We start from the raw sequence: 22,101 nt of genomic DNA, 5'->3' as shown, positions 1-22,101 counted from the left end.
GACGCGTGAGTGAGGTGGGGGGAGTATCCTGATGGCTGTTCACCGCAAGCGTTTTCGCGTCGAGGATATCGTCAGCGGCGAGATGCCGATAATGGACGTTACTGAAGAGGCAGGCCCGATGCATAGCGAGATCATGGCTGAGCTGCGCGCGATCCGCGCCCAGATGGCGAAGGGCGTCACGGCGGCGCCGCTGTCCGGCAGCGCGGCCATGGCGGCGATCGACGCCTCCACTGCCCACGAACTTGCCGAAGCGCGCACCATGCTCGAGACCTATCGGGCGCAGATCGAGCAGTGCGAAAAGCTGAAGGTTGAACTCGACCTCATCCACGACGCCATCGACCGCACCAAACGCGAAATCGCGACGCTGCACGGCAAGAGCTTCGACGGCGGCGAAATGGCCAAGGTCAACGGCGAGCTCGGCGCGGTGGTCGGCGGCACCGAGCAGGCGACCCAGCAGATCCTCGAAGCGGCGGAATCGATCGACCAGGCCGCCAGCGCCATGTCCAAGGTGGACTCGATCGACCAGCAGAAGCGGCTCGCCGACGACATCCAGGAACGCGTCATCTCGATCTTCGAAGCCTGCAATTTCCAGGACCTGACCGGCCAGCGCATCAGCAAGGTCATGACCACGATGAAGTTCATCGAGCAGCATATCAACGCGATGATGGACATCTGGGGCGGCGTCGACGCGATCAAGTCTCACGTACCGGCGCAGGTCGACAATCGCAGCGAGGACGAAAAGCTCCTCAACGGCCCCAAGCTCGCCGGCGACGTCGGCCACGCCTCGCAGGACGACATCGACGCGCTGTTCGACTGAACGGACGCGACATGGGAAAAAGCAAAACGCCGGCCTGAGGGCCGGCGTTTTTGTTTTTGGAGTTGTGCTTCGCATCGTCATTCCGGGGCACGCGAAGCGTGAACCCGGAATCTCGAGGTTCCGGGTTCGGTCCTGCGGACCGCCCCGGAACGACGATCAGCACATCACGCCCTTGGCGCGCAGCGGACGTAGACCATGTTGCCGTAGCGGGTGGCGGCATCCTTGTCGATGAAGCGCGTGATCAGGACGCGGCCGTCGAAGGAGACGATCTCGCGGTCCTGCTCGCCGGGGGTCGGACCGGCCGGCCCGATATAGTTCTTGCCGCTCGGCGAGCCCTTCAGCCGCAGCTCCTGGGGCGTGGCTTGGTCGGCTAGATGCATGATCACACCGCCGGAGGAGCCGGCGGTGATCACGTAGGGATTCTTGCACTGGGCCCGGGCGGCAGCCTCGGTGCGGGCGCGGTCGGCCGGGTTCTGGAACGAGGCCAGGCCCCAGCGGCCCACGATCTCGTCGGCGCGAATGGTCGCAGGCATTTCGGGCGCGACGCCGGGCTCGGCGTCAGGCGGCGGCGAGGACGACGAGAAGGACGGCAGGTTCATCCCGCCGCCGCAAGCGCCCAGCAGCAGCGCCAGACAAGAAGCGGCCGCCAGATTGGCAACCGTGCGCGCGTGAGCTGAACTGATCATGGCATTCCCCCGAGCAAGACCATGGCCGCACCCCTCTCGCAGCCAAGCGCAAAACCGCTGCCGGAGCAATGACGTCCTTTGATACGCCGACGCCCCGAACAAGTTTCCAATGCCACCATCCTATATCCGCCTCACCAATCGCTTAACCACCTTTGCTTGACAGGATCGCGGCAAAGCCATATTTCCGGACCCACTATTAGCACTCGGAAAGCCCGATTGCTAAGCGCGCCGTTCGATCCTCGGGATAGGGGTTGGACGGAAGCGCCGCCCCACCCACTTCCACTACTTCCGAAGCGAGCCTCCAAAGGGAAACGTCATGGCTAAATCCAAATTTCGTCCGCTGCATGACCGTGTCGTGGTCAAACGTATCGACGCCGAGGAAAAGACCAAGGGCGGCATCATCATTCCCGACACCGCCAAGGAAAAGCCGTCCCAGGGCGAAATCGTCGCCGTCGGCCCCGGCGGCCGTGACGAGGCCGGCAAGCTGATCCCGATCGACCTCAAGGTCGGCGACCGCGTGCTGTTCGGCAAGTGGTCGGGCACCGAGGTCAAGATCGACAACGAAGACCTCCTGATCATGAAGGAGTCGGACATCATGGGCGTTCTGGCCTAAGGCCGTCCGCCTGAACGGCCGCTGAATGTCATGCCCGGATCCAGGCGATCCGGGCATCCATCATTCCGCCGTGCAGCACAAAAGCCGTACAGCACAAAACAAGACACATCACGACAGACGAGGGATTGCAGACATGGCTGCCAAAGACGTCAAGTTTTCCGGAGACGCGCGCGATCGCATGCTGCGCGGCGTCGACATTCTCGCCAACGCCGTCAAGGTGACGCTCGGCCCGAAGGGCCGCAACGTCGTCATCGAGAAGTCGTTCGGCGCGCCGCGCATCACCAAGGACGGCGTCACCGTCGCCAAGGAGATCGAGCTCGAGGACAAGTTCGAGAACATGGGCGCCCAGATGGTGCGTGAGGTCGCCTCCAAGACCAACGACCTCGCCGGCGACGGCACCACCACCGCGACCGTGCTGGCCCAGGCCATCGTGCGCGAAGGCGCCAAGGCCGTTGCCGCCGGCATGAATCCGATGGACCTCAAGCGCGGCATCGACACCGCGGTGGCCGCCGTCATCAAGGACATCGAGAAGCGCGCCAAGCCCGTCGCCGCCTCCTCCGAGGTCGCCCAGGTCGGCACCATCTCGGCCAACGGCGATGCCGCCATCGGCAAGATGATCGCCCAGGCGATGCAGAAGGTCGGCAACGAGGGCGTCATCACCGTCGAGGAGAACAAGTCGCTCGACACCGAGGTCGACATCGTCGAGGGCATGAAGTTCGACCGCGGCTATCTCAGCCCCTACTTCGTCACCAACGCCGAGAAGATGACGGCCGAGCTCGAGGACGCCTACATCCTCCTGCACGAGAAGAAGCTGTCGGGCCTGCAGGCCATGCTGCCGGTGCTCGAAGCCGTGGTGCAGTCGGGCAAGCCGCTCGTCATCATCGCCGAGGACGTCGAGGGCGAGGCGCTGGCCACCCTGGTCGTCAACCGGCTCCGTGGCGGCCTCAAGGTGGCCGCGGTGAAGGCGCCGGGCTTCGGTGACCGCCGCAAGGCCATGCTCGAGGACATTGCGATCCTCACCGGCGGCCAGCTGATCTCCGAAGACCTCGGCATGAAGCTCGAGAACGTCACGGTGAAGATGCTCGGCCGCGCCGGCAAGGTCGTGATCGACAAGGAGAACACCACGATCGTCAAGGGTGCCGGCAAGAAGCCGGAGATCGAGGCCCGCGTCGGCCAGATCAAGGCCCAGATCGAGGAGACCACCTCGGACTACGACCGCGAGAAGCTGCAGGAGCGCCTTGCCAAGCTCGCCGGCGGCGTCGCGGTGATCCGCGTCGGCGGCGCCACCGAGATCGAGGTCAAGGAGAAGAAGGACCGCGTCGAGGACGCGCTCAACGCCACCCGCGCCGCGGTGCAGGAAGGCATCGTCCCCGGCGGTGGCGTCGCGCTGCTCCGCGCCAAGAAGGCGGTCGGGCGCCTCACCAACGCCAATGACGACGTCCAGGCCGGCATCAACATCGTGCTGAAGGCGCTCGAGGCTCCGATCCGCCAGATCTCCGAGAACGCCGGCGTGGAAGGCTCGATCGTGGTCGGCAAGATCCTGGAGAACAAGTCCGAGACCTTCGGCTTCGACGCCCAGAACGAGGACTATGTCGACATGGTCGAGAAGGGCATCATCGACCCCGCCAAGGTGGTGCGCACCGCGCTGCAGGACGCCTCCTCCGTGGCCGGCCTCTTGGTCACCACCGAGGCCATGGTCGCCGAGATGCCGAAGAAGGAAGCCCCGCCCGCCATGCCCGCCGGCGGCGGCATGGGCGGCTTCTGAGCCTCCGACCCATTACGATGTTGCGAAGGCCGCCTCCGGGCGGCCTTCTTTTTGCCGACGATGGGCTCCGCTTTCCGATTCAATCCACGGCCAAAACCAACTACGGTTGCGCCGATTCTATTGTTTGAGCGTGATCTTTTCGGAAAACCGCTTCGCGCTTTTCCGGATCATGCTCATTGCTCGAGGATTTCGTCGATGCGCGCGCTTCTGGTTTGTTCGACAGCCCTGTTGGCAGTTCTGCTGGCAGCCTCGCCGGAGGTTGCCTCCGCCCAGATGAAGCTATCCCCCAAGGCCACGGCGCCCGGAGGCGTGGAGACGCGCTATTTCACCTCGATCGACGGGCTGATGGACGGCAATGCCGACGTGATCCTGAAGGAAACGCGCCAGGGCAAGACGGTCACGGCGGCCGTGCTCGACGTCTGTTACCCCATCGCGAAAAACTCCGACCGCAAGGACCGTTTCGTCGTCAATCTCCAGGTCGCAGGCCAGACGCTGACCGGCACGACGCAGAGCATCGGCGAGAAGGCGCCGGTCAGCGTCAAGCTGCTGCGCAAGCAGGCCGGGGACACCTTCGAATTCCGCGGCCAGATCAGCATCGGCCAGGTTGTGACCGAGGTGACCTCGCCGGACAATTCCGATCTCAGCGAGAAGGAATTCCTGGACAACCAGATCTCCGACGACGGCATCACGCCGCAGCCGAAGGATTTCACCGACGTCTCGCCGGAGGCGATCGCAGTCAAGGTCAAGCTGGATGCGGCGACCGACTTCCTGAAGAGCCTGAAGGGCCAGGAGGTCGAGGTGACGCTGGCGAGCCTCACCGTCGGCTGCGATGCGCTGCGCGCAGGCGAGCAGACCATCAACATGTCGGTCGATCCCGAGCGGGCTGGCGCGCTGCTGGCGAAATTCAAGGCGATGCCCGGCGTCACTGCCGCGGGCTGGACCGCGGGCATGACCGAGATGGACCGCACCATCCGCTTCGCTGCGGCCGACTGGCGCGAGGGCGACAAGATCAACCGCAACAAGCTCGCGACCGCGGTTGCGAACGTCTTGAGCCGGACGCTTGCGGCAAAGCCGGTCTCGCAGACCTTCAATCCCGCTACGGGCAAGCTCAAGCTGGTCTTCAAGCGGCCGAACCAGGATTTTCCGGCGCTTGAGCTGACCGACACCATCGAGGTCACCGGCCTCGTCTCGCCCGACAAGCCCGGCACGACCGACAAGCTCATGCTCTGGATCGGCAGCCCCGCGACGACGACGGCCGACGAGAGCAGCGGCGCCAAGCTCAACCTCTCCGACGACACCTCCGTCGACGAGGAAGGCGAGCAGCCGGACGACAACGGTTCGATCGAGGCGCTGACCAAGGAGCTCAAGGGCCAGCGCTGGGATGCCGACAAGTCGGTGTGGAAGTGAGGTCGTCATTCCGGGGCGACGCGTCAGCGTCGAAGCCGGAATGACCTGACGGTCAATTCCCGTTCACGCGAAAGCGCAGCGGCTTCGGGCCGATCAGCGTCAGCACGTCGCCCTGGCGCTTCCAGGTCTCGACGCTGCCCAGCGCTGCGACGAGATCGTCGTCGGCCTGCGCCTTGGCCTGCGGGCAGGAACGGTCCTGGATCTGCCCGGGAACGAAGATCACGGTGTTGCCGGCGACCGAGAACTGGCCCTTGCCACCCTTGCACCAGAGCTCCAGCACGACCTCGCCATGGTCGCCGATCTCGATGTTCGGAATCCGCTTGGAGCCGGCTTGCGGCAACGCTTCCAGCGTCATCTCGGTGCCGAACGGAAAACCGTCCTCGGCACGCGCGAGCGTGGACATCGCCAGCATTGCAACCGCAGCACACACCAACCGCTTGAGCGAAACCATGAAACCTCTCGACCGACCTGATTTGCGGCACCTTCTATAAGACGGCGGTGCCATTGAGAAGGTTCGCGCAACCTGGAGCGCGATCAGACCTTGATGAATCGTCATCGCGCTTCAGGTCGTTGATTACGCATGATCTCTCCGGAAAACCGCTTCGCACTTTTCCGGATCATGGTTTGGATGCAAAAATCCCCGGGGGGGGGGCGAACCTCGCGGGGATCTGCGTCGAAACCGGGCGTGGACTGCTACTTCAGGACCAGGGCCGTGAACGGATAGACATAGGCCTGCAACGTCACCAGCACACCGACGAGGCAGGCCAGCACGATCGAGTGCCAGAACACGAAGCGCAGGATGGTGCCTTCGTGGCCGTACCAGTTGGTGGCGGTGGACGCGACCACGATCGACTGCGCGTCGATCATCTTGCCCATCACGCCGCCGGACGAGTTCGCCGCGCCCATCAGGATCGGCGACAGGCCGAGCTGCTCGGAGGTGATCCTCTGCAGGTTTCCGAACAGCACGTTGGAGGCGGTGTCCGATCCCGTCAGCGCCACGCCGAGCCAGCCGAGCAGCGTGCCGAAGAAGGGATACAGCACGCCGGTTGCGGCGAACGCCAGACCAAGCGTGGCGTCGACGCCGGAGAGCCGCGTCAAGGTGCCGATCGCGAGCATCGCCGAGATCGTGATCAGCGAGATCGCGCACAGGCGGATGGTGCGGCCATACTCGGTCACGAGCCGGCCGGGTCCGACGCCCATCAGGAAGCCGGAGATAATCGCCGCGATCAGCATGCCCGTGCCGGTGAACGACAGGTAGGTGAAGCTGAACACCGCAGCCTCCTTGGTCGGCCCTGGCGCGACCGGCGGCATCTTGTTGATCATCTGGTGCAGCTCGGGCACCGGATAGTTCCAGATGAAGATCGAGTTCGCCCAGGCCTTGAAGGCGCCGTTGCCCCAGATCAGCATCACGATGCAGACGATGACCCACGGCAGCAGCGCGCTGAACAGCTCGCTCTGCGTCAGCGGCGTCTTGTCGAGCGGCTTTGCCGCCGCCATCGTCGCCGCCGATTCGTCGCGGCCGCGGAGCGCCGGCGACAGCCACAGCTGCCTGGGCTGCCAGACCTTCAGGAACAGGATCAGCGCACCCATCGAGATCAGCGACGCACCGATGTCGACGATCCAGGGGTTGATGTGGTTCGAGATCACATATTGCGGGACCGCGAACGACACGCCGGTGACGAGGATCGCCGGCCAGACGTCCTTCATGCCCTTCCAGCCCGCGAACGCCCACACCACCCAGAACGGCACGATCAACGAGAAGAACGGCAATTGCCGGCCGACCATCGCGCCGAGGATGTAGGGATCGAGCCCGGTGACCGAGGCGAGGCCCTGGATCGGCGTGCCCAGCGCGCCATAGGCGACCGGCGCGGTGTTGGCGATCAGCGAGAGGCCGGATGCCGCGAGCGGCGAGAAGCCGAGACCGATCAGCACGGCGCCAGTGATCGCGACCGGCGTGCCGAAGCCCGAGGCGCCCTCGAAGAACGCACCGAACGAGAACGCGATCAGCAGCAATTGCAGCCGGCGGTCCTCGGTAACGCCACCGACCGCGCGCTTGAGCAATTCAAACCGCCCGGTGCTCACCGTCACCTGGTAAAGGAAGATGACGTTGAGGACGATCCAGCCGATGGGGAAGAAGCCGGTGACGATGCCCAGCACCGAAGCGCGGATCGACATGTTCGCCGGCATGGTGAAGACGAAGATCGTGATCAGATTGGTCACGATCACGGCGATGACGGCCGCGATATGGGCCTGGACGCGGCCGCTCGCGATCAGGACCAGCAGCGTGACGACCGGCACCGCCGCCGCGATCGTCGACAGCACCGGGCTGTGCAGCGGGTCATAGATTTGATTCCACATGATCTTCCTCCCCCACGCATGTTTGCGGCAGGCGGCGCGCGTGGACAGCCGAACCTGCTTGACGCTGGAAGCGATAACCCCCGAGCTGGACGCGAATTCCTCGCGAATGCAGCGGTTCCCGTCCGCTCACAAGCTCGCGAAATCCCGGAGCACCCCACCCCGCGCCGTCGAACCCCATGCTAGGGTTGCAGGCTGCGACAAGCCAACGCAAATTGCAGACCTTGCGACTTTAGTCTAAGCGCGCCCATTTCCGCCATTGCCTCAGGTCGTTGGCACCGGGCATTTGTGCACACCCCCTGAGGAGACTCTGCTCTGTGAAGAACATCAGCGCCACGCTCGCGATCGTCTGGCGAATCGCCGTCCCCTATTTCCGGTCGGAGGACAAATGGGCCGGCCGCGGCCTGCTTGCCGTCGTCGTCGCCATGGAGCTGGTGCTGGTCGCGATCAATGTGCTGCTCAATCAATGGCAGAACCGGTTCTACAGCGCGCTGCAGGCCTACGATCTGCCCGAGTTCATCAAGGAAGTCTGGATCTTCCTTGGCCTTGCCTTCACCTTCGTCGCACTGGCCGTCTACAAGCTCTACCTCAATCAGTGGCTCCAGATCCGCTGGCGGCAATGGCTGACGCAGCATTATCTCGGCGAATGGCTCGACGGCGCCACCCATTACCGCATGCAGCTCAAGGGCGACGCCGCCGACAATCCGGACCAGCGCATCACCGAGGACGTCAAGACCTTCGTCGAACAGACGCTGACCATCGGCCTTGGCCTTCTGTCCTCGGTCGTGACGCTGGCCTCTTTCGTCGTCATCCTCTGGGGCCTGTCCTACAAGGCCCCCTTGTACCTCTACGGTACCGATATCGTCGTCCCCGGTTTTCTGGTCTGGTGCGCGGTGGCCTACGCCATCGCGGGTACCGCGCTGACTCACTGGATCGGCTCCCCGCTCATCAACCTCAATTTCGAGCAGCAGCGCTTCGAAGCCGATTTCCGCTTCAACCTGATCCGCGTGCGCGAGAATTCCGAGCAGATCGCACTTCTGAAAGGCGAGAACGCCGAGCGAGGGCGCCTGCTGCAGCGCTTCGGCTTCGTCATCGGCAATTGGTACGAGATCATGAGCCGGACCAAGCGCCTGACCGCCTTCACGGCAAGCTACAGCCAGGCTGCAACACTCTTTCCCTATGTGGTGGTGGCGCCTGCCTACTTCGCCAAGCGCATCCAGCTCGGCGACATGATGCAGACCGGCTCGGCGTTCGGCAGCGTGCAGGACGCACTGTCGTTCTTCGTCACCGCCTATCGCTCGCTCGCCGAATGGCGCGCGGTGATCGCCCGCCTCGACGGCTTCGAGATGTCGGTCAGCTCCGCCGCGCGCGGCGCCGCGCTCGAACCCTCCATCGAGGTCGCGCCGTCGAAGGGCAGGGCCATCGCCCTCGAGCAATTGCTGGTCAAACTGCCGAACGGCACGCCTCTGGTCGCAGCCGATGGCTTCACGATCCAGCCGTCGGAACGGGTGCTGGTGACCGGCGCGTCTGGCTCAGGCAAGTCGACGCTGTTCCGGGCCATTGCCGGCGTCTGGCCGTTCGGCACCGGCACGATCGCCATTCCCGAGAAGTCGAAGCTGATGATGCTGCCGCAGCGGCCGTATTTCCCGATCGGCCCGCTCGGCGACGCTGTGATCTACCCGGCCGAGCACGGCTCGATCCCGCCCGAGAGGATCCGCGACGCGCTGATTGCAGTCGGCATGCCGCGGCTGGCGGACCGGCTGGACGAGGACGGTCACTGGAACCGGACATTGTCGCTCGGCGAACAGCAACGCCTTGGGCTCGCGCGAGCGCTGCTGCACCTGCCGGACTATCTCTTCCTCGACGAGGCGACGGCCTCGCTGGACGAGCCGTCCGAGGACCGGCTCTATCGGCTGCTGACGGAGAAGCTGCCCCAGGCCACCATCGTCTCGATCGGCCACCGCTCGACGCTGGACGCCTTCCACACCCGCAAGGTGGGGTTGGTGGAGGACGGCGAGATCCGCGTCCTCGGCAAGGCCGGCGCGCCGGCCGAGAAGGAGCCGACGGCGGCGCGTTGAGGCGAGCCGGGAACGGCGCGCCGAACACCAGCTCGCGCCCGCGCTGACACACCCGGCCCCAAAAGCAAAAGGGCGGCAGGTTGCCCCGCCGCCCTCGTGAGTTACTCCCGAGAAGAAACTTACTTCAGGTTGGTCATCGCCGTCAGGTCGAAGGAAAGCTTGGCGACGCCGGCCGCGCTGCACCAGTTGGAGCCGAAACCGCCCGGGTTGATCGCGGTGAAGCTGCCGGTGAACTTCGCGGTGTGATCGCTGGTGAAGGCGTTGCAGTCGCCCTTGCTCAGGTCGGTGTCGTAGTAACGCAGATCGAGCGTGAACACCTTGTAGGTGAAGCCGACGCCGACGTTCCAGGTGTTATAGCTCGGCTCCTTGATGCCGTTCGCGTACACCGGATCGCCCGCGATGCCGTAGAAGATGTCGGACGTGCCGAACCACTGACGGCCGAACTCGCCCGACACATACATGCCGACGCCGCTAGCACCGAAGGTCGTGCTCGGCGCGGTCCACTTGGCGGTGATCGAGGCGTAGTTGCCCCAGGCGCCGAGGTTCAGGAAGTTCGGCGAATAGTACTCGTTGAAGCCGACGGTCCACTGGTCGTTGATGTTGATGTTCAGCTTGGCATAGCCTTCGTAGAAGCTCGCGCTCTTCTTGGCGAAGTTGCCGTTGATGGGAAGGCCGATCGCGCCCTGCGAGTAGTCGATGTCGCTGCCGCAATTGCCCTGCAGCAGGGTACCCTGCGAGCCGAAGCATTGTCCGCCCGGATAGAGGTAGCCCCAGATACCGAAGTCGAAGGCGAACATGCCGAAGGTCGGGCGGATACCACCGTAGATATCGACTTCCGCCGCGGCGCGGTTCGGGAAGGAGATGCTCTCAGCGGACGCACCGATGTAGAGCTGGAGGTCCTTGTTGACGTTGTAGCGCGGCTCGAAATAGGCCGTGACCGACGGTTTATGGTTCGACTGGGTGATACCGCGGAAGATGTAATCGCTCATGATGCCGCCGCCGAAGGCGATGTCCCAGGGATCGAAGGCCGGGGGCGGCGGGGCCTTCAATGCCTTCACGTGCAAATCCGCTGCGAAAGCCGAGCCCGTCGTCACCATTGCCAGCGCCGTTGCCAACAAAGCCACTTTTTTCATTTCGATCCCCATCACCAGTTCTTACCCAGTCGGATCCCGGAAGCCCCCCGGAGCAAACGACTTGTGTGCAAAATTGCGTTACTGCGACAATCTGGATCGAGCGATGAGGCCCGTGAAGCAAAAAACACGAGCATCTGCCGACTTTTTAGGCGTTTTGGCGATTCCACGGAAGGTTGTCGGCCTGTGTGTCTTCTCGATCACATTATTTGCACTCCAAAGTGCGCGGACGGACCGTGCAAGTACGGAGAGGCAACTGGTGTGTCAGCCGGGCCACGAATCGCCCTGGCGCTGAACAGCAACGGCTTCCGGAGGTGGTTGCGGCAATGCAAAAAAGGCCGCAGCGTCACCGCAGCGGCCTTCCTGTTGGCGATCGCGGTCTCGGGCAGGGACCTAGCCTTGCCCCTCGGCCGGCGCCGCTTCCGCAGAAGACGAAGGCATCGCCCAGCTTGTCTCGGCTGCCGGCTCGGGAGCCGGAGCTGCCGGCGGTGCTGACGGCTTCGGCGCGGGCGCTGCCTTCGCCTTCTTCGGTGCCGCCTTCTTCGCGGCCTTCTTCGGTGCAGCCGGCTTGGCGGCCTTCTTGGCCGATGCCTTCACCGCCTTCTTGGCCCCCTTCTTCGGGGCGGCTTTCTTCGAAGCTTTCTTGGAAGCCTTCTTGGCAGACTTCTTGGTCGATTTTTTCGCGGACTTCTTGGCTGCCTTCTTCGCGGACTTCTTCGCCGCTACAGCCTTCTTCGCCTTTTTGGCCTTCTTGCTTTTCTTCTTCTTCGCTTTCGCCATCGTGGTCCTCCTGTTGCCGCCGAACAATGGTCGATCGGGCGTCTTCAGCCGTCACCCCGGGAGGAAAGCTCAGCTCGACGTGTTGAGTGCCGGCCGCGACCCGCCCGTAGCCCAATCGAGAAGCTCAATCGTGTGTACGACCGGAACTGACGTGCCACTGGCAATCTGCACCATGCAGCCGATATTGCCTGCGGCAATCATGTCCGGCTTGACGCTTGCGATGTTGGCAACCTTGCGATCGCGCAACCGGCCCGCAAGCTCGGGCTGGAGAATGTTGTAGGTCCCCGCCGAGCCGCAACACAAATGGCTCTCGGGCACATCTTTCACCACGAATCCATTCTTGGAAAGCAATTCTTTCGGAAGGCCCGTGATTTTCTGCCCATGCTGCAACGAACATGCGGAGTGATAGGCAACGACGATGTTGTCCTGTCGCGCGGTCGGCTCGAGTCCGAGGCCGGCGATGTATTCAGTGATGTCCTTGGCGAGCGCGGACACCTTGGCCGCGTCGGCGGCGAACGCAGCATCCTCGCGCAGGAGATAGCCGTAGTCCTTGATCACCGTGCCGCAGCCGGACGTGGTCACCAGGATGGCGTCGAGCCCCTCGCCGACCGCTTCCTTCCGCCACGCCTCGACGTTGGCCCGCGCCCGTGCCAAGGCATCATGGTCATTGCCGAGATGATGGGTCAGCGCACCGCAGCACTGCTCGTCCCGAACCAGGACAACCTCGATGCCGTGGCGGGGGAGCAGACTGATGGCCGCCTGGTTGATGCGCGGTGCCAGCACTTGCTGGGCGCACCCCTGGAGCAGTGCGACGCGGCCGCGCTTCTTGCCCAGCGCCGCGAACACGCTGCCGCCGGCAGGCCCCGGCGGCGGCAGCCGGTTCGGAGCCAGCGCCAACATCGCCTTGATGCGCTGGATCAGGCCGGGCGTGGCCGAGGGCGGCGGCGTCGGCAGGAACACGGCAAGCGGTCGGGCGAGCCGGGCCAGCCACATGCTGGCGCGAAAACGCTGCGGGTCCGGCAGCACGAAGGCCAGCACCTGGCGCAGCAGCCGCTCGGCCAAAGGGCGCTGATAGCGCTGCTCGATCCTGACCCGGGCCTGGTCGACGAGGTGCATGTAGTTCACCCCGGACGGACAGGTCGTCATGCAGGCCAGGCACGACAGGCAGCGGTCGACATGCTTGACCACCTCGGCTGTCGGAGCCTGGTCCTTCTCCAGCATCTCCTTGATCAGATAGATGCGGCCGCGCGGGCTATCGAGCTCGTCGCCGAGCAGCACATAGGTCGGGCAGGTCGCCGTGCAGAAGCCGCAATGGACGCAGGCGCGCAGGATCTTGTCGGCTTCCGCGATGTCGGGGTCGGCGAGCTGCGCCAGTGAGAATTCGGTCTTCATCAGCCAGCGCTCCGCGTGAGCCGCCCCCGGTTGAGAATGGTCTTCGGGTCGAAGCTGGCGCGCACGCGCTCGCTCAGCGCGGCGATGCCGGCCGCCTGAGGATGGAACACGTCGACGTCGCGCCTGACATCGTCGGCCGCCCGGATCAACGTGGCGTGCCCTCCGACCGCGTTCGCACGCGCGCGCACCGCCGCGGCATGCGCGTCCGGCTTCGGCGGGAGCGCCGCCCAGATCAGGCCGCCGCCCCAATCGTAGATCACGTCGCCCCCCGTCTCGCCCGCCAGCTGCGTGCCGAGTGCCGCGCCCGAGGCCGGCGGGCAGACGATCCGCCAGACCGGCCAGTCGCCGAGCGCGCCGCTGGCCGCGAACGGCAGCACGTCGCGGACCGTGGCCCAAAGCGTCGCGGAGGCAACGTCCTCGGCCAGCGTCGCGGCTCCGAACGGCGCCAGCAATTCGCGCAGCGAGCCGGCGCGGTGGGCGGCGGAAGCCGTGATGCCCTCGAGCCGCAGCGCTGTCAGCGCCTCGCCCTCCCCTGCGAGATCGCCGAGCCCCTCGGTCTTGGCCCGGAACGGCGATTTCGGCAGATGCGCGGCACCGGAGACGTCGAAGGGCGAGCCGAGCGCCGCGGTCATGGCCTTGTTGGCGGCGGCATCATCGAGCCCGCGCAGCAGCAGCGTCCGCTCGGCCTCCGGCTTGGGCATCACCTTCAGCGTGACCTCGGTCATCACCGACAGCGTGCCCCAGGATCCCGCAAGCAGCTTGCAGAGGTCGTAGCCCGTGACGTTCTTCACCACCTTGCCGCCGGTCTTGAAGCTGTCGCCGAAACCCGAGACCGCATGCGCCCCCAGGAGATGATCGCGGGCGCCGCCCGCCCTGATCCGCCGTGGCCCGGCGAGCCCGGCCGCAATCATGCCGCCGACGGTACCTGATACCGGCGTGCCGAGCAGCGGCGCGGTGTCCATCGGCTCGAAGGCGAATTGCTGGTTCTTGGCGTCGATCAGCGCCAGCACGTCGTCCAGCGGCGCGCCGGCCTGCAGGGTGATGATGAGCTCGTTCGGCTCGTAGGAGGTAATGGCACTTAGCGCCGAGAGGTCGAGCACGGCATTGGTTGCCATCGCATGGCCGATGCCGCGCTTGGAGCCATGGCCGACGATCTCGAGCGGCTGCTCGTTGGCAATCGCCGCGCGCACCACCTCTTCGACGTCTTTGGCGTCTCTGACCCTGAGCGTATCCACGGGAAAAGGCGGTAGCGAAATTCGCCGCCAAAATCAAATGCGGCGTGACGCTGGCGACGATCATCGCCGGTGCAGTCGGGGCCCTGCCCGATGCCGACGACGCTTCGATCATCATCGATGCGTTCACGACATCGACACTTCGATCGCCGGCGAACCAAAGCCGACGGGCCCTCGCTACAAATCTGCGCCGATCGCGATCGAGACCAGCCGATGGAGACAGACATCATGAACCATTATGCCACGCAGAAATCTCTCAGCGACGCCGTCGACGGCGACGGCCTGCTCGTCGTCGCGCAATGGGAGGCAAAGCCTGATGAGGCCGACAGGGTTGCAGGGATTCTCGACCGCTTCCTACCGGAGGCGCAGCGCGAGGACGGCGTCAAGCTGTTCCTGATCTCGCGGGCGAAGGACAATCCGGCCCAGTTCCTGTTCTACGAGCTGTTCCGCGACGAAGCCGCTTTCAAGGCGCACCAGGAGAGTGCGCATTTCAAGACCTTCATCGCCGGTGAAGCCCTGCCGCTGCTGGCGAAGCGCGAGCGCGCGCAGTACGGATTGCTGTGAGCAATCTCATTCCCTCTCCCCTTGCAAGGCAGAGCAAATCGCAGATGGGAGTGATATCGCCTGTGGCCATCCTTCGAGACGCCCGCCGTTGGCGGGCCCTCAGGATGAGGACCGAGTGCGTTTCGCTGGTTTCAACGGGCTTCGATGCCGCTAAGCCTCATCCTGGGGAGACCGCGAAGCGGTCGTCTCGAAAGACGAGGCGCGCGCCCAGCTCGCGCAAAGAGCCAATGCGATAGCCCTGCCTTGCAAGGGGAGAGGGTGCTCCGTCACAGCGGACTAAAACCGCGGCAAATCCGGAAATGCCAGCTTGCCGGCATGCACATGCATGCGGCCGAGCTCGGCGCAGCGATGCAGGGTCGGAAATACCTTTCCGGGGTTGAGCAGGCCCTGCGCGTCGAAGGCGCATTTCAGACGCTGCTGCTGATTGAGATCGATCTCGCTGAACATGTCGGGCATCAGGTCGCGCTTCTCGATGCCGACGCCGTGCTCGCCGGTGAGCACGCCGCCGAACTCGACGCAGGCACGCAGGATGTCGGCGCCGAACGCTTCGGCGCGCTCGATCTCGCCGGGCTTGTTGGCATCGTAGAGGATCAAGGGGTGCAGATTGCCGTCGCCGGCATGGAACACGTTGGCGCAGCCGAGCTGGTACTTTTCCGAGAGCTCGCGGATTCGCGCCAGCGCTTTCGGCAGCGCGCCGCGGGGAATCGTGCCGTCCATGCAGAGATAGTCGGGCGAGATGCGGCCAACGGCCGGGAACGCGGCCTTGCGGCCGGCCCAGAACAGGTTGCGCTCGGCCTCCGAGGTCGAGATCTGGCAGGTGGTCGAGCCGCAGCCGTTGGCGATGGTCTCGACCCGTGTGATCAGCTCGTCGACCTCGATCTTGGGACCGTCGAGCTCGATGATGAGCAGCGCTTCCACGTCGAGCGGATAGCCGGCATGCACGAAGGCCTCCGCGGCGTGGATCGCGGGCTTGTCCATCATCTCCATGCCACCGGGAATGATGCCGGCGCCGATGATGCGCGCCACGCATTCGCCGGCGGCCTCGACCTCGGCAAAGCCCACCATCAGCGCGCGTGCCGTCTCCGGCTTTTGCAGGATGCGCACCGTGATCTCGGTGATGACGCCGAGCAGGCCCTCGGAACCGGTGATGACGCCCATCAGGTCATAGCCTGAGCTCTCCGCCGACTTGCCGCCGATGCGTAGGATCTCGCCGCTCATCAACACGATCTCGCAGCCGAGCACGTTGTTGGTGGTCATGCCGTATTTCAGGCAGTGCACGCCGCCGGAATTTTCCGCGACATTGCCGCCGATCGAGCAGGCGATCTGCGAGGACGGATCGGGCGCGTAGTAGAAGCCGGCATGAGCGACCGCCTGGCTGATCGCGAGGTTGGTGACGCCGGGCTCGGTGACGACGACGCGATTGTCGAAATCGATCTCGCGGATTCGCTTGAACTTGCCGAGGCCGAGCAGAACGCCGTCCTCCAGCGGCAGAGCGCCGCCGGACAACGAGGTGCCCGAACCGCGCGGCACCACCTTGATGCCTTGCTCTGCACAATATTTCAGGATGAGCGAAACCTGCTCGGTCGTATCGGGCAGCACGACGACCATTGGCGGTTGCCGATAGGCGGTGAGCCCGTCGGACTCATAGGCGCGCATCTCGGCAGGCGTATCGATCACGCCTTCGCCGGGCACGATTCTACGCAATGCAGCAACGATCTCAGCGCGCCGCGCGAGCACGGCCTGGTCGCTCGCGGGCATCATGATGGCCATATTACGAAGCTTTCGTCCACGGATGGAATTGTCCCGGCAAATCAATCATGTCTTGCCGCCTTTGGGTAGGTCCTCCGAAGGTCGCATTGCTTTGTTGCAGCGCAAGTTCTCTCTGGGACAAGTCTGCTACCAGGAAACCTGTCAAGGTTTCGCGGCTTGTCCCCTTGCACCGGACCTGCCAAAACCACAACCCTCCATCTGACCCCGGGAAGAGACGAAGAGCACACTTATGACAAAATTGACTTTCGGCGCGCTGACGATCCTCACCGTGATGGCCACCGCCCCCGCCGCGATGGCGCAGGATGTTGCGGCCGGCAAGACATCGTTCAACAAATGCCTGGCCTGCCACGCGATCGGCGAAGGCGCCAAGAACAAGGTCGGCCCCGAGCTCAACGGTCTCAACGGCCGCAAGTCGGGCACGGTTGAGGGCTATAGCTACTCGGACGCGAACAAGAATTCCGGCATCACCTGGGACGAGGCCACGTTCAAGGAATACATCAAGGATCCCAAGGCCAAGATCCCCGGCACCAAGATGGCGTTCGCCGGCATCAAGAACGAGACCGAGATCAACAATCTCTGGTCCTACGTCTCCCAGTTCGACAAGGACGGGAAGATCAAGCAGTAAACGCGCAAGCAGGCGGCCGCTAACGCATGATCCGGAAAAGTGCGAAGCGGTTTTCCGGAAAGATCATGCGCAAACAAAAACCTAAAGCGCGATGACGATTCATCTAAAACTCATCGCGCTTTAGTCTGCGGCCGCCTGTGCCGGGACGATTCTCCCGATCATCGTCTCGATCTCCGCCTTGACGCGGTCCGGCACGGCGTTCTGCACCATGTGGCCGAGATCGGGCAGCACGATCAGCTTCGTATTCGGCACCATGGCCGCGAACGGGCGGGCGTGGATGCCGGTCCTCACCGTCTTGTCCGGCTCGCCGGCGATGATCGTGACCGGGGCTTTGATCTCGCCATAGCGCGGAGCTTGCGCGGCGACGGCTTCCTTCAGCGTCACCAGGTCATAGGCATTGGCGATGAATTCGCGCGGACGCAGCAGCAGCGGCGTCGCGGAATCCTGCACGAACCCGTCAGGCATCATCTGCGGCAGAAAGACGCTGCGCGCGCCGGGCTCGGCGAGAAAATAGCCGAGCGGCAGGGTGATGGTGTAGGCGAGCAGCGGGCCGATCACCGGCGTCGCGATGATCTCGTTGTAGCGGCCGACGCCGCCACGCCAGGGATGGGTGACGGGCGCGAGCATGACGAGGCCCGCGACGCGGCCGGGATGATCGAGTGCAAGCCGCGCGCCGAGCGCACCGCTCCAGGAATGCACGACGAAGACCGCACGCTCGATCCCGAGCTTGCGAAGCGCCTCGTCGATCATCCGTGCCTGGATCTGCGGCGTGGAATCCTCGCGCCGCGCGCGCGTGCTCCAGCCGTGGCCAGGACGGTCGACCAGAATGACGCGACGATCCTTGGCAAGCAGATCGCCGAGCGGGCGCCGCATCGCTTCGAGATTGGAGCTTGCGCCGTGCAGCATCACGATCGGCAAGCCCGCGTCGCGCGGGCCGATGTCGACGACATGAAGCGTCGCGCCGTCGACCTCCACCATCTCGCCCTGCGGCGGAAAGGCACGCTGCACGGCGACGATTCCGGCCTGCGTGACCAGCGCCAGCAGAACCAGCGCCGTCACGACTGACATTACGATCATGGAGACAATCCGGGAGATCCAGGGCACACGGCAGCTACGGGTCTGAGAGGCGGCAGTTTCGCACCGCCGGCTTTCCGTGCTTCCACCGAAAATGCCGGGGCTGTGGATATGTGCACAATTCCAGAACGTAAAAGCCCAATGGAATCAACAATATTCCGCGGGGACCCGCAAGTCTCGAAACAGCTTCATGCGGCCGTCATCGCGGCCTCCATATAATCGCCATGGTCGGTTCCGCCATCTAGGCACGGGTGGGCGCCGATCCTCCTCGCAGGCCTCAGGGGATGTGGGAACGACCGGCAGAATTGTCCTGGTTTGAACCGGAGGATTTTCGATGAGCTTCAGATCGAACGACACTGCGATCGACGAGATCGTCGCGAGCTGCAACGGTGACCTGCGTGGTGCCGTGCGGGCGCTGCTCCTGATCAACGAGCATCTCGAGGCGGAGCTGGCAAAGGCCTACGCCGCGGTCGCCGATCGCGGCCTCGTCGAGCGCGGCGGCAGCGCGCTGCATTGAGCGCAGGCTAGTCCGTCCCGTCCTCGTCTTTTTCCTCGTCCGGCGTGAGTGCGGGACAGACACGGATCGTCGAGCGGGCGAGCTTGGCATCCGCCCTGGACTTGTAGGGACCGTCGCCGAACCAGATATCGCCGATGATGACCGGATTGCTGGTCACGATATTGCATTTTCCGGTGGCGCGATTGCCGACCACCCAGAACAGTCCGTCGGCGAAGCTCAACGTCCCCGACGCGAGCAGCAAGCACCCAGCAAGAATCAAACGTTTCATGGCTTTCGCTCCTGCCATGCAGGTAGGCCTGCGGCGGCACCGACAATAGCCCTCACGAGGCCGCGCTTCCGATCGTGGTTAATCCGAAGACGCCGCGTTCGCTCAAGAAATGATCGAGTTCTAGGCTAGATGTCGCGACCTTCGACCTTCTCGGTCAGCGCCTTGACCTGGTCGGGGATCTTTTCGAGATGCGGATTGACGGCAAGCGCCTTGCGATAGGCATCGAGCGCGCGCTTTTCGTCCCCGACCTCCTGCATGATCATGCCGAGGCCCGCGAGCGCGCCGAAATGGCGCGGCTCCCGGATCAGCACTTGCTGGATGTCCGCAAGCGACCGGCCATAGTCGTTCTGCATGTAATAGAGCGTGGCGCGCCGGTTCCAGGCCTCGATGTAGTCGGGCCTGAGCTTGATCACCGAATCGAGCAGCTTGATCGCGACCTCGATCTTCTTCGCATCGACCGCGGTCTTGGCGCGTGACATCAACAGCGCCGCGGTGTCGCTTGGGGTCTGCAACCAGATCGCCCAGATCCGCGCCTCGACATGCTTGGCGCTGACCTCGTCGGGCGCCGCCTTCAAGGCGCCGAACAGGAAATCGAGATTCTTGGTGCGATCGACCTTGGGCAGCTTGGCCGGCGCCTCGGGGAGCTGCTTCTGCTTGCCGGGCGGCTCAACCTGCTGCGCGTGGGTTGGCGCGAGCCCAATGGCTCCCAGCACGACGGCCAGACACAAAATGCGCGCAAAAGGGAATCTCACTGCCATGGGCAAAGTCTAGACGCGCAAAGCCGCCCTTGCAAAGCAAAGGCGGCGTCAAACAAGTGTGAGCCGTGGTCTTGCGGGGCGCGCGAAGGCGACCGGCAGGGCAAATTCAGCCCTGGCGAGCCTTGAAGCGGCGCTGCACCTTGTTGATCACATAGACCCGGCCCTTGCGGCGGACCAGGCGGTTGGCGCGATGGCGACCGCGCAGCGATTTCAGCGAGTTACGGACCTTCATGGCGGAATCCTGAACGTTCGAAAGGCCGTGTTCGGCACTACCGTTGCGGCACGCGCGAATGTGGCAAAATGAGATCTTTCCCGCTGGCGGACCGGCCGCCCGGGACGGGGCGGTTCTTAAGGCATGGCGGGCGGTGATGTCAATGTTAACTGCCCCGTTCCGAACCGGCAAATTCGTGAAAACAACCCCATGCACAGTCAAAGCGCCCGGATCGGCCCGATTTATCGTCCAGGAAATCAGAGCCTTTCGACGACGCCTTGCCAAATTCGTTATATCATATAATCAATTCGGCAACCTGTCGGGAGGAAACCCATGCCGAAGCTGAAGCTGCCTGATATCGACAATGTCGTCGCCATCGACATCCACACCCATGCCGAGGAGCCCTGCGGCTGTCATCCCGACGACGGCTATGACGACTTCCAGGCGCAGATGGCGGAATATTTCAAGTCGCCGAACAAGCATCCGCCGACGGTGCCGGAGACCGCGGCCTATTACCGCTCCAAGAACATCGCCGCGGTGATCTTCCCGGTCGATGCCGAGCGCGAGCCCGGCTTCCGCCGCTACAACAATTACGAGATGCTGGAGGTCGCTTCCGACCATCTCGACGTCCTTATCCCCTTCGTCTCGATCGATCCCCACAAGGGCAAGTTAGGGGCGCGCGAGGCGCGCAAGCTGATCGAGGAATACGGCGTCCGCGGCTTCAAATTCCACCCGACCATGCAGGGCTTCTACGCCAACGACCGCATGGCCTATCCGCTCTATGAAGAGATCAACAATGGCGGCGCGATCGCGCTGTTTCATACCGGGCAGACCGGCGTCGGCTCGGGCATGCCCGGCGGCATGGGCATGCGGCTGAAATATTCCAACCCGATGTACATGGACGACGTCGCGGCCGATTTCCCCGACCTCAAGATCATCCTCGCCCACCCCTCCTTCCCCTGGCAGGAAGAGGCGCTTTCGGTCGCGACCCACAAGCCGAACGTCTATATCGACCTCTCGGGCTGGTCGCCCAAGTATTTCCCGCCGATCCTGGTGCGCTACATCAACTCGATCCTGCAGGACAAGATGCTGTTCGGCTCGGACTGGCCGGTGATCACGCCGGACCGCTGGCTGTCGGACTTCGCCAAGATCGATATTCGCGACGAGATCCGGCCGAAGGTGCTGAAGGCAAACGCGCGCAAGCTGCTGGGGATCTAAGCGCTCCTCAAGCAACGCAGCGCATCGAGGGCTTCGATCGAGCAACCGAAGCCCTCATGCTCAAGACCTCAGACTTGCGCGAGGCCTCCATCGACGAAGACCTCGCCGCCGGTCATGTAGCTGCTGTCCGACGACGCCAGGAACGCCGCCACCGCGCCCGTCTCGGAGGGATCGCCGACACGCCCGATGGGCGTGGCGCTCCCAAGCGCATCGAAGGCTTCCTCGCCGACAATCTCCAGTGCCAGCTCCGTCTTGGTCGGCCCTGGTGACAGCACGTTGACGCGGATACCGGTGCCGCGCAGGTCCTGTGCCCAGCTCCGCGCCAGATTGCGGATCGCGGCCTTGGTCGCGCTGTAGATGCTGAATTGCGGCGTTCCCATCACACCCGTGCTCGACCCGGTGAGGATGATCGACGCTCCCTTCATCATCAGCGGCAGGGCTTTCTGCACCGTGAACACCAGCCCCTTCACATTGACGTCGAAGATATGATCGTAATGCTCGACCGTGATCTCACCGAGCGGCGCGAATAACCCGGTGCCGGCATTGGCGAACAGAATGTCGAGCCCGCCCCGTTCGGCCTTCACCGTCGCATAGAGCCGGTCGAGATCGGCCAGATCCGTCACCGAGCCCCTGACCGCTCGCGCCGAGGATCCCAGCTTCGCCACGGCGGCGTCGAGCTGCTCCTGTCGCCGGCCGAACAGATAGACGAAGGCGCCTTCGTCGACGAACCGTTTCGCCGCGCCAAATCCGATGCCGGTGCCGCCGCCGGTTACCACTGCCGTCTTGCCTTTTAGTCTGCTCATGATGTGCTCCTTCACTGAGGTTGCACTGAGCTGGCGGC

The 22,101-nt window shown here is 64.2% G+C and carries 22 protein-coding genes; 9 read left to right on the top strand and 13 right to left on the bottom strand.

Going from position 1 to position 22,101, the window contains the following annotated elements; translation table 11 throughout:
- Window positions 1-31: 31 nt before the first annotated feature.
- Window positions 32-817: a protein phosphatase CheZ gene (locus X268_RS02960; RefSeq protein ID WP_128923542.1), complete on the top strand. Its 786-nt coding sequence runs from the start codon at window positions 32-34 to the stop codon at window positions 815-817.
- 164 nt (window positions 818-981) lie between these two features.
- On the opposite strand, the gene X268_RS02955 is transcribed toward X268_RS02960, so the two are convergent.
- A complete protein-coding gene (locus X268_RS02955; protein WP_164937495.1) occupies window positions 982-1,503 on the bottom strand; it encodes a hypothetical protein in 522 nt (173 codons plus the stop codon).
- A gap of 316 nt (window positions 1,504-1,819) precedes the next feature.
- Here X268_RS02955 and X268_RS02950 point away from each other — a divergent pair, with 316 nt between their 5' ends.
- The 3 genes from X268_RS02950 to X268_RS02940 all read left to right on the top strand — a co-directional run bounded on the left by X268_RS02950 (window position 1,820) and on the right by X268_RS02940 (window position 5,288).
- On the top strand, window positions 1,820-2,116 hold the full coding sequence (locus X268_RS02950) for a co-chaperone GroES (protein ID WP_027525027.1): 297 nt from the start codon (window positions 1,820-1,822) through the stop codon (window positions 2,114-2,116).
- Window positions 2,117-2,249: 133 nt separating this feature from the next.
- Complete coding sequence (gene groL, locus X268_RS02945) at window positions 2,250-3,881, top strand: chaperonin GroEL (protein ID WP_128923540.1); 1,632 nt, start codon at window positions 2,250-2,252, stop codon at window positions 3,879-3,881.
- Between the two features lie 195 nt (window positions 3,882-4,076).
- Window positions 4,077-5,288 carry a hypothetical protein gene (locus X268_RS02940; protein WP_164937494.1) on the top strand — a complete coding sequence of 404 codons (1,212 nt, stop codon included), beginning with the start codon at window positions 4,077-4,079 and terminating at the stop codon, window positions 5,286-5,288.
- 52 nt (window positions 5,289-5,340) lie between these two features.
- On the opposite strand, the gene X268_RS02935 is transcribed toward X268_RS02940, so the two are convergent.
- Both X268_RS02935 and X268_RS02930 read right to left on the bottom strand, forming a co-directional pair.
- On the bottom strand, window positions 5,341-5,739 hold the full coding sequence (locus X268_RS02935) for an META domain-containing protein (protein WP_164937493.1): 399 nt from the start codon (window positions 5,737-5,739) through the stop codon (window positions 5,341-5,343).
- A gap of 242 nt (window positions 5,740-5,981) precedes the next feature.
- Entirely contained in the window at window positions 5,982-7,646 is a 1,665-nt protein-coding gene (locus X268_RS02930) for an L-lactate permease (RefSeq protein WP_128923539.1), read from the bottom strand.
- A gap of 314 nt (window positions 7,647-7,960) precedes the next feature.
- Here X268_RS02930 and X268_RS02925 point away from each other — a divergent pair, with 314 nt between their 5' ends.
- Window positions 7,961-9,721: an ABC transporter ATP-binding protein/permease gene (locus X268_RS02925; RefSeq protein WP_128923538.1), complete on the top strand. Its 1,761-nt coding sequence runs from the start codon at window positions 7,961-7,963 to the stop codon at window positions 9,719-9,721.
- Window positions 9,722-9,840: 119 nt separating this feature from the next.
- Here X268_RS02925 and X268_RS02920 read toward each other — a convergent pair whose 3' ends face one another.
- The 4 genes from X268_RS02920 to X268_RS02905 form a co-directional block, all read right to left on the bottom strand.
- Complete coding sequence (locus X268_RS02920) at window positions 9,841-10,854, bottom strand: TorF family putative porin (protein WP_164937492.1); 1,014 nt, start codon at window positions 10,852-10,854, stop codon at window positions 9,841-9,843.
- Window positions 10,855-11,244: 390 nt separating this feature from the next.
- Window positions 11,245-11,631, bottom strand: a complete 387-nt coding sequence (locus X268_RS02915) for a histone (protein WP_128923536.1) — start codon at window positions 11,629-11,631, stop codon at window positions 11,245-11,247.
- Window positions 11,632-11,700: 69 nt separating this feature from the next.
- Complete coding sequence (gene glcF, locus X268_RS02910; protein WP_128923535.1) at window positions 11,701-13,023, bottom strand: glycolate oxidase subunit GlcF; 1,323 nt, start codon at window positions 13,021-13,023, stop codon at window positions 11,701-11,703.
- A complete protein-coding gene (locus X268_RS02905; RefSeq protein ID WP_128923534.1) occupies window positions 13,023-14,258 on the bottom strand; it encodes an FAD-binding protein in 1,236 nt (411 codons plus the stop codon). The genes glcF and X268_RS02905 overlap by 1 nt, the downstream gene beginning before the upstream one ends.
- Before the next feature lie 225 nt (window positions 14,259-14,483).
- Here X268_RS02905 and X268_RS02900 point away from each other — a divergent pair, with 225 nt between their 5' ends.
- The gene (locus X268_RS02900) at window positions 14,484-14,819 is read left to right on the top strand and encodes a putative quinol monooxygenase (RefSeq protein WP_128923533.1); all 336 of its coding nucleotides are present in this window, start codon (window positions 14,484-14,486) and stop codon (window positions 14,817-14,819) included.
- A gap of 276 nt (window positions 14,820-15,095) precedes the next feature.
- Here the strand turns inward: X268_RS02900 and X268_RS02895 are convergent, their stop codons facing one another.
- Window positions 15,096-16,589: an FAD-linked oxidase C-terminal domain-containing protein gene (locus tag X268_RS02895; protein ID WP_128923532.1), complete on the bottom strand. Its 1,494-nt coding sequence runs from the start codon at window positions 16,587-16,589 to the stop codon at window positions 15,096-15,098.
- A 229-nt stretch (window positions 16,590-16,818) separates the two neighbouring features.
- On the opposite strand from X268_RS02895, the gene cycA reads away from it, so the two are divergent.
- Window positions 16,819-17,214: a cytochrome c-550 CycA gene (cycA, locus tag X268_RS02890; protein WP_128923531.1), complete on the top strand. Its 396-nt coding sequence runs from the start codon at window positions 16,819-16,821 to the stop codon at window positions 17,212-17,214.
- A 120-nt stretch (window positions 17,215-17,334) separates the two neighbouring features.
- Here the strand turns inward: cycA and X268_RS02885 are convergent, their stop codons facing one another.
- The gene (locus X268_RS02885; protein ID WP_164937491.1) at window positions 17,335-18,291 is read right to left on the bottom strand and encodes an alpha/beta fold hydrolase; all 957 of its coding nucleotides are present in this window, start codon (window positions 18,289-18,291) and stop codon (window positions 17,335-17,337) included.
- A gap of 331 nt (window positions 18,292-18,622) precedes the next feature.
- Between X268_RS02885 and X268_RS02880 the strand changes: the two genes are divergently transcribed.
- Window positions 18,623-18,805: a hypothetical protein gene (locus X268_RS02880; RefSeq protein ID WP_128923529.1), complete on the top strand. Its 183-nt coding sequence runs from the start codon at window positions 18,623-18,625 to the stop codon at window positions 18,803-18,805.
- 7 nt (window positions 18,806-18,812) lie between these two features.
- Here the strand turns inward: X268_RS02880 and X268_RS02875 are convergent, their stop codons facing one another.
- The 3 genes from X268_RS02875 to ykgO all read right to left on the bottom strand — a co-directional run bounded on the left by X268_RS02875 (window position 18,813) and on the right by ykgO (window position 20,063).
- Window positions 18,813-19,073 carry a hypothetical protein gene (locus tag X268_RS02875; protein WP_128923528.1) on the bottom strand — a complete coding sequence of 87 codons (261 nt, stop codon included), beginning with the start codon at window positions 19,071-19,073 and terminating at the stop codon, window positions 18,813-18,815.
- A gap of 125 nt (window positions 19,074-19,198) precedes the next feature.
- Window positions 19,199-19,831, bottom strand: a complete 633-nt coding sequence (locus X268_RS02870) for a tetratricopeptide repeat protein (RefSeq protein ID WP_128923527.1) — start codon at window positions 19,829-19,831, stop codon at window positions 19,199-19,201.
- Between the two features lie 106 nt (window positions 19,832-19,937).
- Window positions 19,938-20,063: a type B 50S ribosomal protein L36 gene (gene ykgO / locus X268_RS02865; protein WP_006611362.1), complete on the bottom strand. Its 126-nt coding sequence runs from the start codon at window positions 20,061-20,063 to the stop codon at window positions 19,938-19,940.
- Window positions 20,064-20,375: 312 nt separating this feature from the next.
- Between ykgO and X268_RS02860 the strand changes: the two genes are divergently transcribed.
- Complete coding sequence (locus tag X268_RS02860; protein ID WP_128923526.1) at window positions 20,376-21,260, top strand: amidohydrolase family protein; 885 nt, start codon at window positions 20,376-20,378, stop codon at window positions 21,258-21,260.
- 68 nt (window positions 21,261-21,328) lie between these two features.
- Here X268_RS02860 and X268_RS02855 read toward each other — a convergent pair whose 3' ends face one another.
- Entirely contained in the window at window positions 21,329-22,063 is a 735-nt protein-coding gene (locus X268_RS02855) for an SDR family NAD(P)-dependent oxidoreductase (RefSeq protein ID WP_164937490.1), read from the bottom strand.
- Window positions 22,064-22,101: the final 38 nt, after the last annotated feature.

The sequence above is a fragment of the Bradyrhizobium guangxiense genome (assembly GCF_004114915.1).
GTDB classification, from domain to species: Bacteria; Pseudomonadota; Alphaproteobacteria; order Rhizobiales; family Xanthobacteraceae; genus Bradyrhizobium; species Bradyrhizobium guangxiense.
This window is presented reverse-complemented; position numbering and strand designations above follow the sequence as displayed.

What these genes read in the sequence shown, in the direction of transcription:
- X268_RS02960 (WP_128923542.1), top strand. Translation starts at nt 32, where the DNA reads ATGGCTGTTCACCGCAAGCGTTTTCGCGTCGAGGATATCGTCAGCGGC.
- X268_RS02955 (WP_164937495.1), bottom strand. Translation starts at nt 1,503, where the DNA reads ATGATCAGTTCAGCTCACGCGCGCACGGTTGCCAATCTGGCGGCCGCT.
- X268_RS02950 (WP_027525027.1), top strand. Translation starts at nt 1,820, where the DNA reads ATGGCTAAATCCAAATTTCGTCCGCTGCATGACCGTGTCGTGGTCAAA.
- groL (WP_128923540.1), top strand. Translation starts at nt 2,250, where the DNA reads ATGGCTGCCAAAGACGTCAAGTTTTCCGGAGACGCGCGCGATCGCATG.
- X268_RS02940 (WP_164937494.1), top strand. Translation starts at nt 4,077, where the DNA reads ATGCGCGCGCTTCTGGTTTGTTCGACAGCCCTGTTGGCAGTTCTGCTG.
- X268_RS02935 (WP_164937493.1), bottom strand. Translation starts at nt 5,739, where the DNA reads ATGGTTTCGCTCAAGCGGTTGGTGTGTGCTGCGGTTGCAATGCTGGCG.
- X268_RS02930 (WP_128923539.1), bottom strand. Translation starts at nt 7,646, where the DNA reads ATGTGGAATCAAATCTATGACCCGCTGCACAGCCCGGTGCTGTCGACG.
- X268_RS02920 (WP_164937492.1), bottom strand. Translation starts at nt 10,854, where the DNA reads ATGAAAAAAGTGGCTTTGTTGGCAACGGCGCTGGCAATGGTGACGACG.
- X268_RS02915 (WP_128923536.1), bottom strand. Translation starts at nt 11,631, where the DNA reads ATGGCGAAAGCGAAGAAGAAGAAAAGCAAGAAGGCCAAAAAGGCGAAG.
- glcF (WP_128923535.1), bottom strand. Translation starts at nt 13,023, where the DNA reads ATGAAGACCGAATTCTCACTGGCGCAGCTCGCCGACCCCGACATCGCG.
- X268_RS02900 (WP_128923533.1), top strand. Translation starts at nt 14,484, where the DNA reads ATGAACCATTATGCCACGCAGAAATCTCTCAGCGACGCCGTCGACGGC.
- X268_RS02895 (WP_128923532.1), bottom strand. Translation starts at nt 16,589, where the DNA reads ATGGCCATCATGATGCCCGCGAGCGACCAGGCCGTGCTCGCGCGGCGC.
- cycA (WP_128923531.1), top strand. Translation starts at nt 16,819, where the DNA reads ATGACAAAATTGACTTTCGGCGCGCTGACGATCCTCACCGTGATGGCC.
- X268_RS02885 (WP_164937491.1), bottom strand. Translation starts at nt 18,291, where the DNA reads ATGATCGTAATGTCAGTCGTGACGGCGCTGGTTCTGCTGGCGCTGGTC.
- X268_RS02880 (WP_128923529.1), top strand. Translation starts at nt 18,623, where the DNA reads ATGAGCTTCAGATCGAACGACACTGCGATCGACGAGATCGTCGCGAGC.
- X268_RS02875 (WP_128923528.1), bottom strand. Translation starts at nt 19,073, where the DNA reads ATGAAACGTTTGATTCTTGCTGGGTGCTTGCTGCTCGCGTCGGGGACG.
- X268_RS02870 (WP_128923527.1), bottom strand. Translation starts at nt 19,831, where the DNA reads ATGGCAGTGAGATTCCCTTTTGCGCGCATTTTGTGTCTGGCCGTCGTG.
- ykgO (WP_006611362.1), bottom strand. Translation starts at nt 20,063, where the DNA reads ATGAAGGTCCGTAACTCGCTGAAATCGCTGCGCGGTCGCCATCGCGCC.
- X268_RS02860 (WP_128923526.1), top strand. Translation starts at nt 20,376, where the DNA reads ATGCCGAAGCTGAAGCTGCCTGATATCGACAATGTCGTCGCCATCGAC.
- X268_RS02855 (WP_164937490.1), bottom strand. Translation starts at nt 22,063, where the DNA reads ATGAGCAGACTAAAAGGCAAGACGGCAGTGGTAACCGGCGGCGGCACC.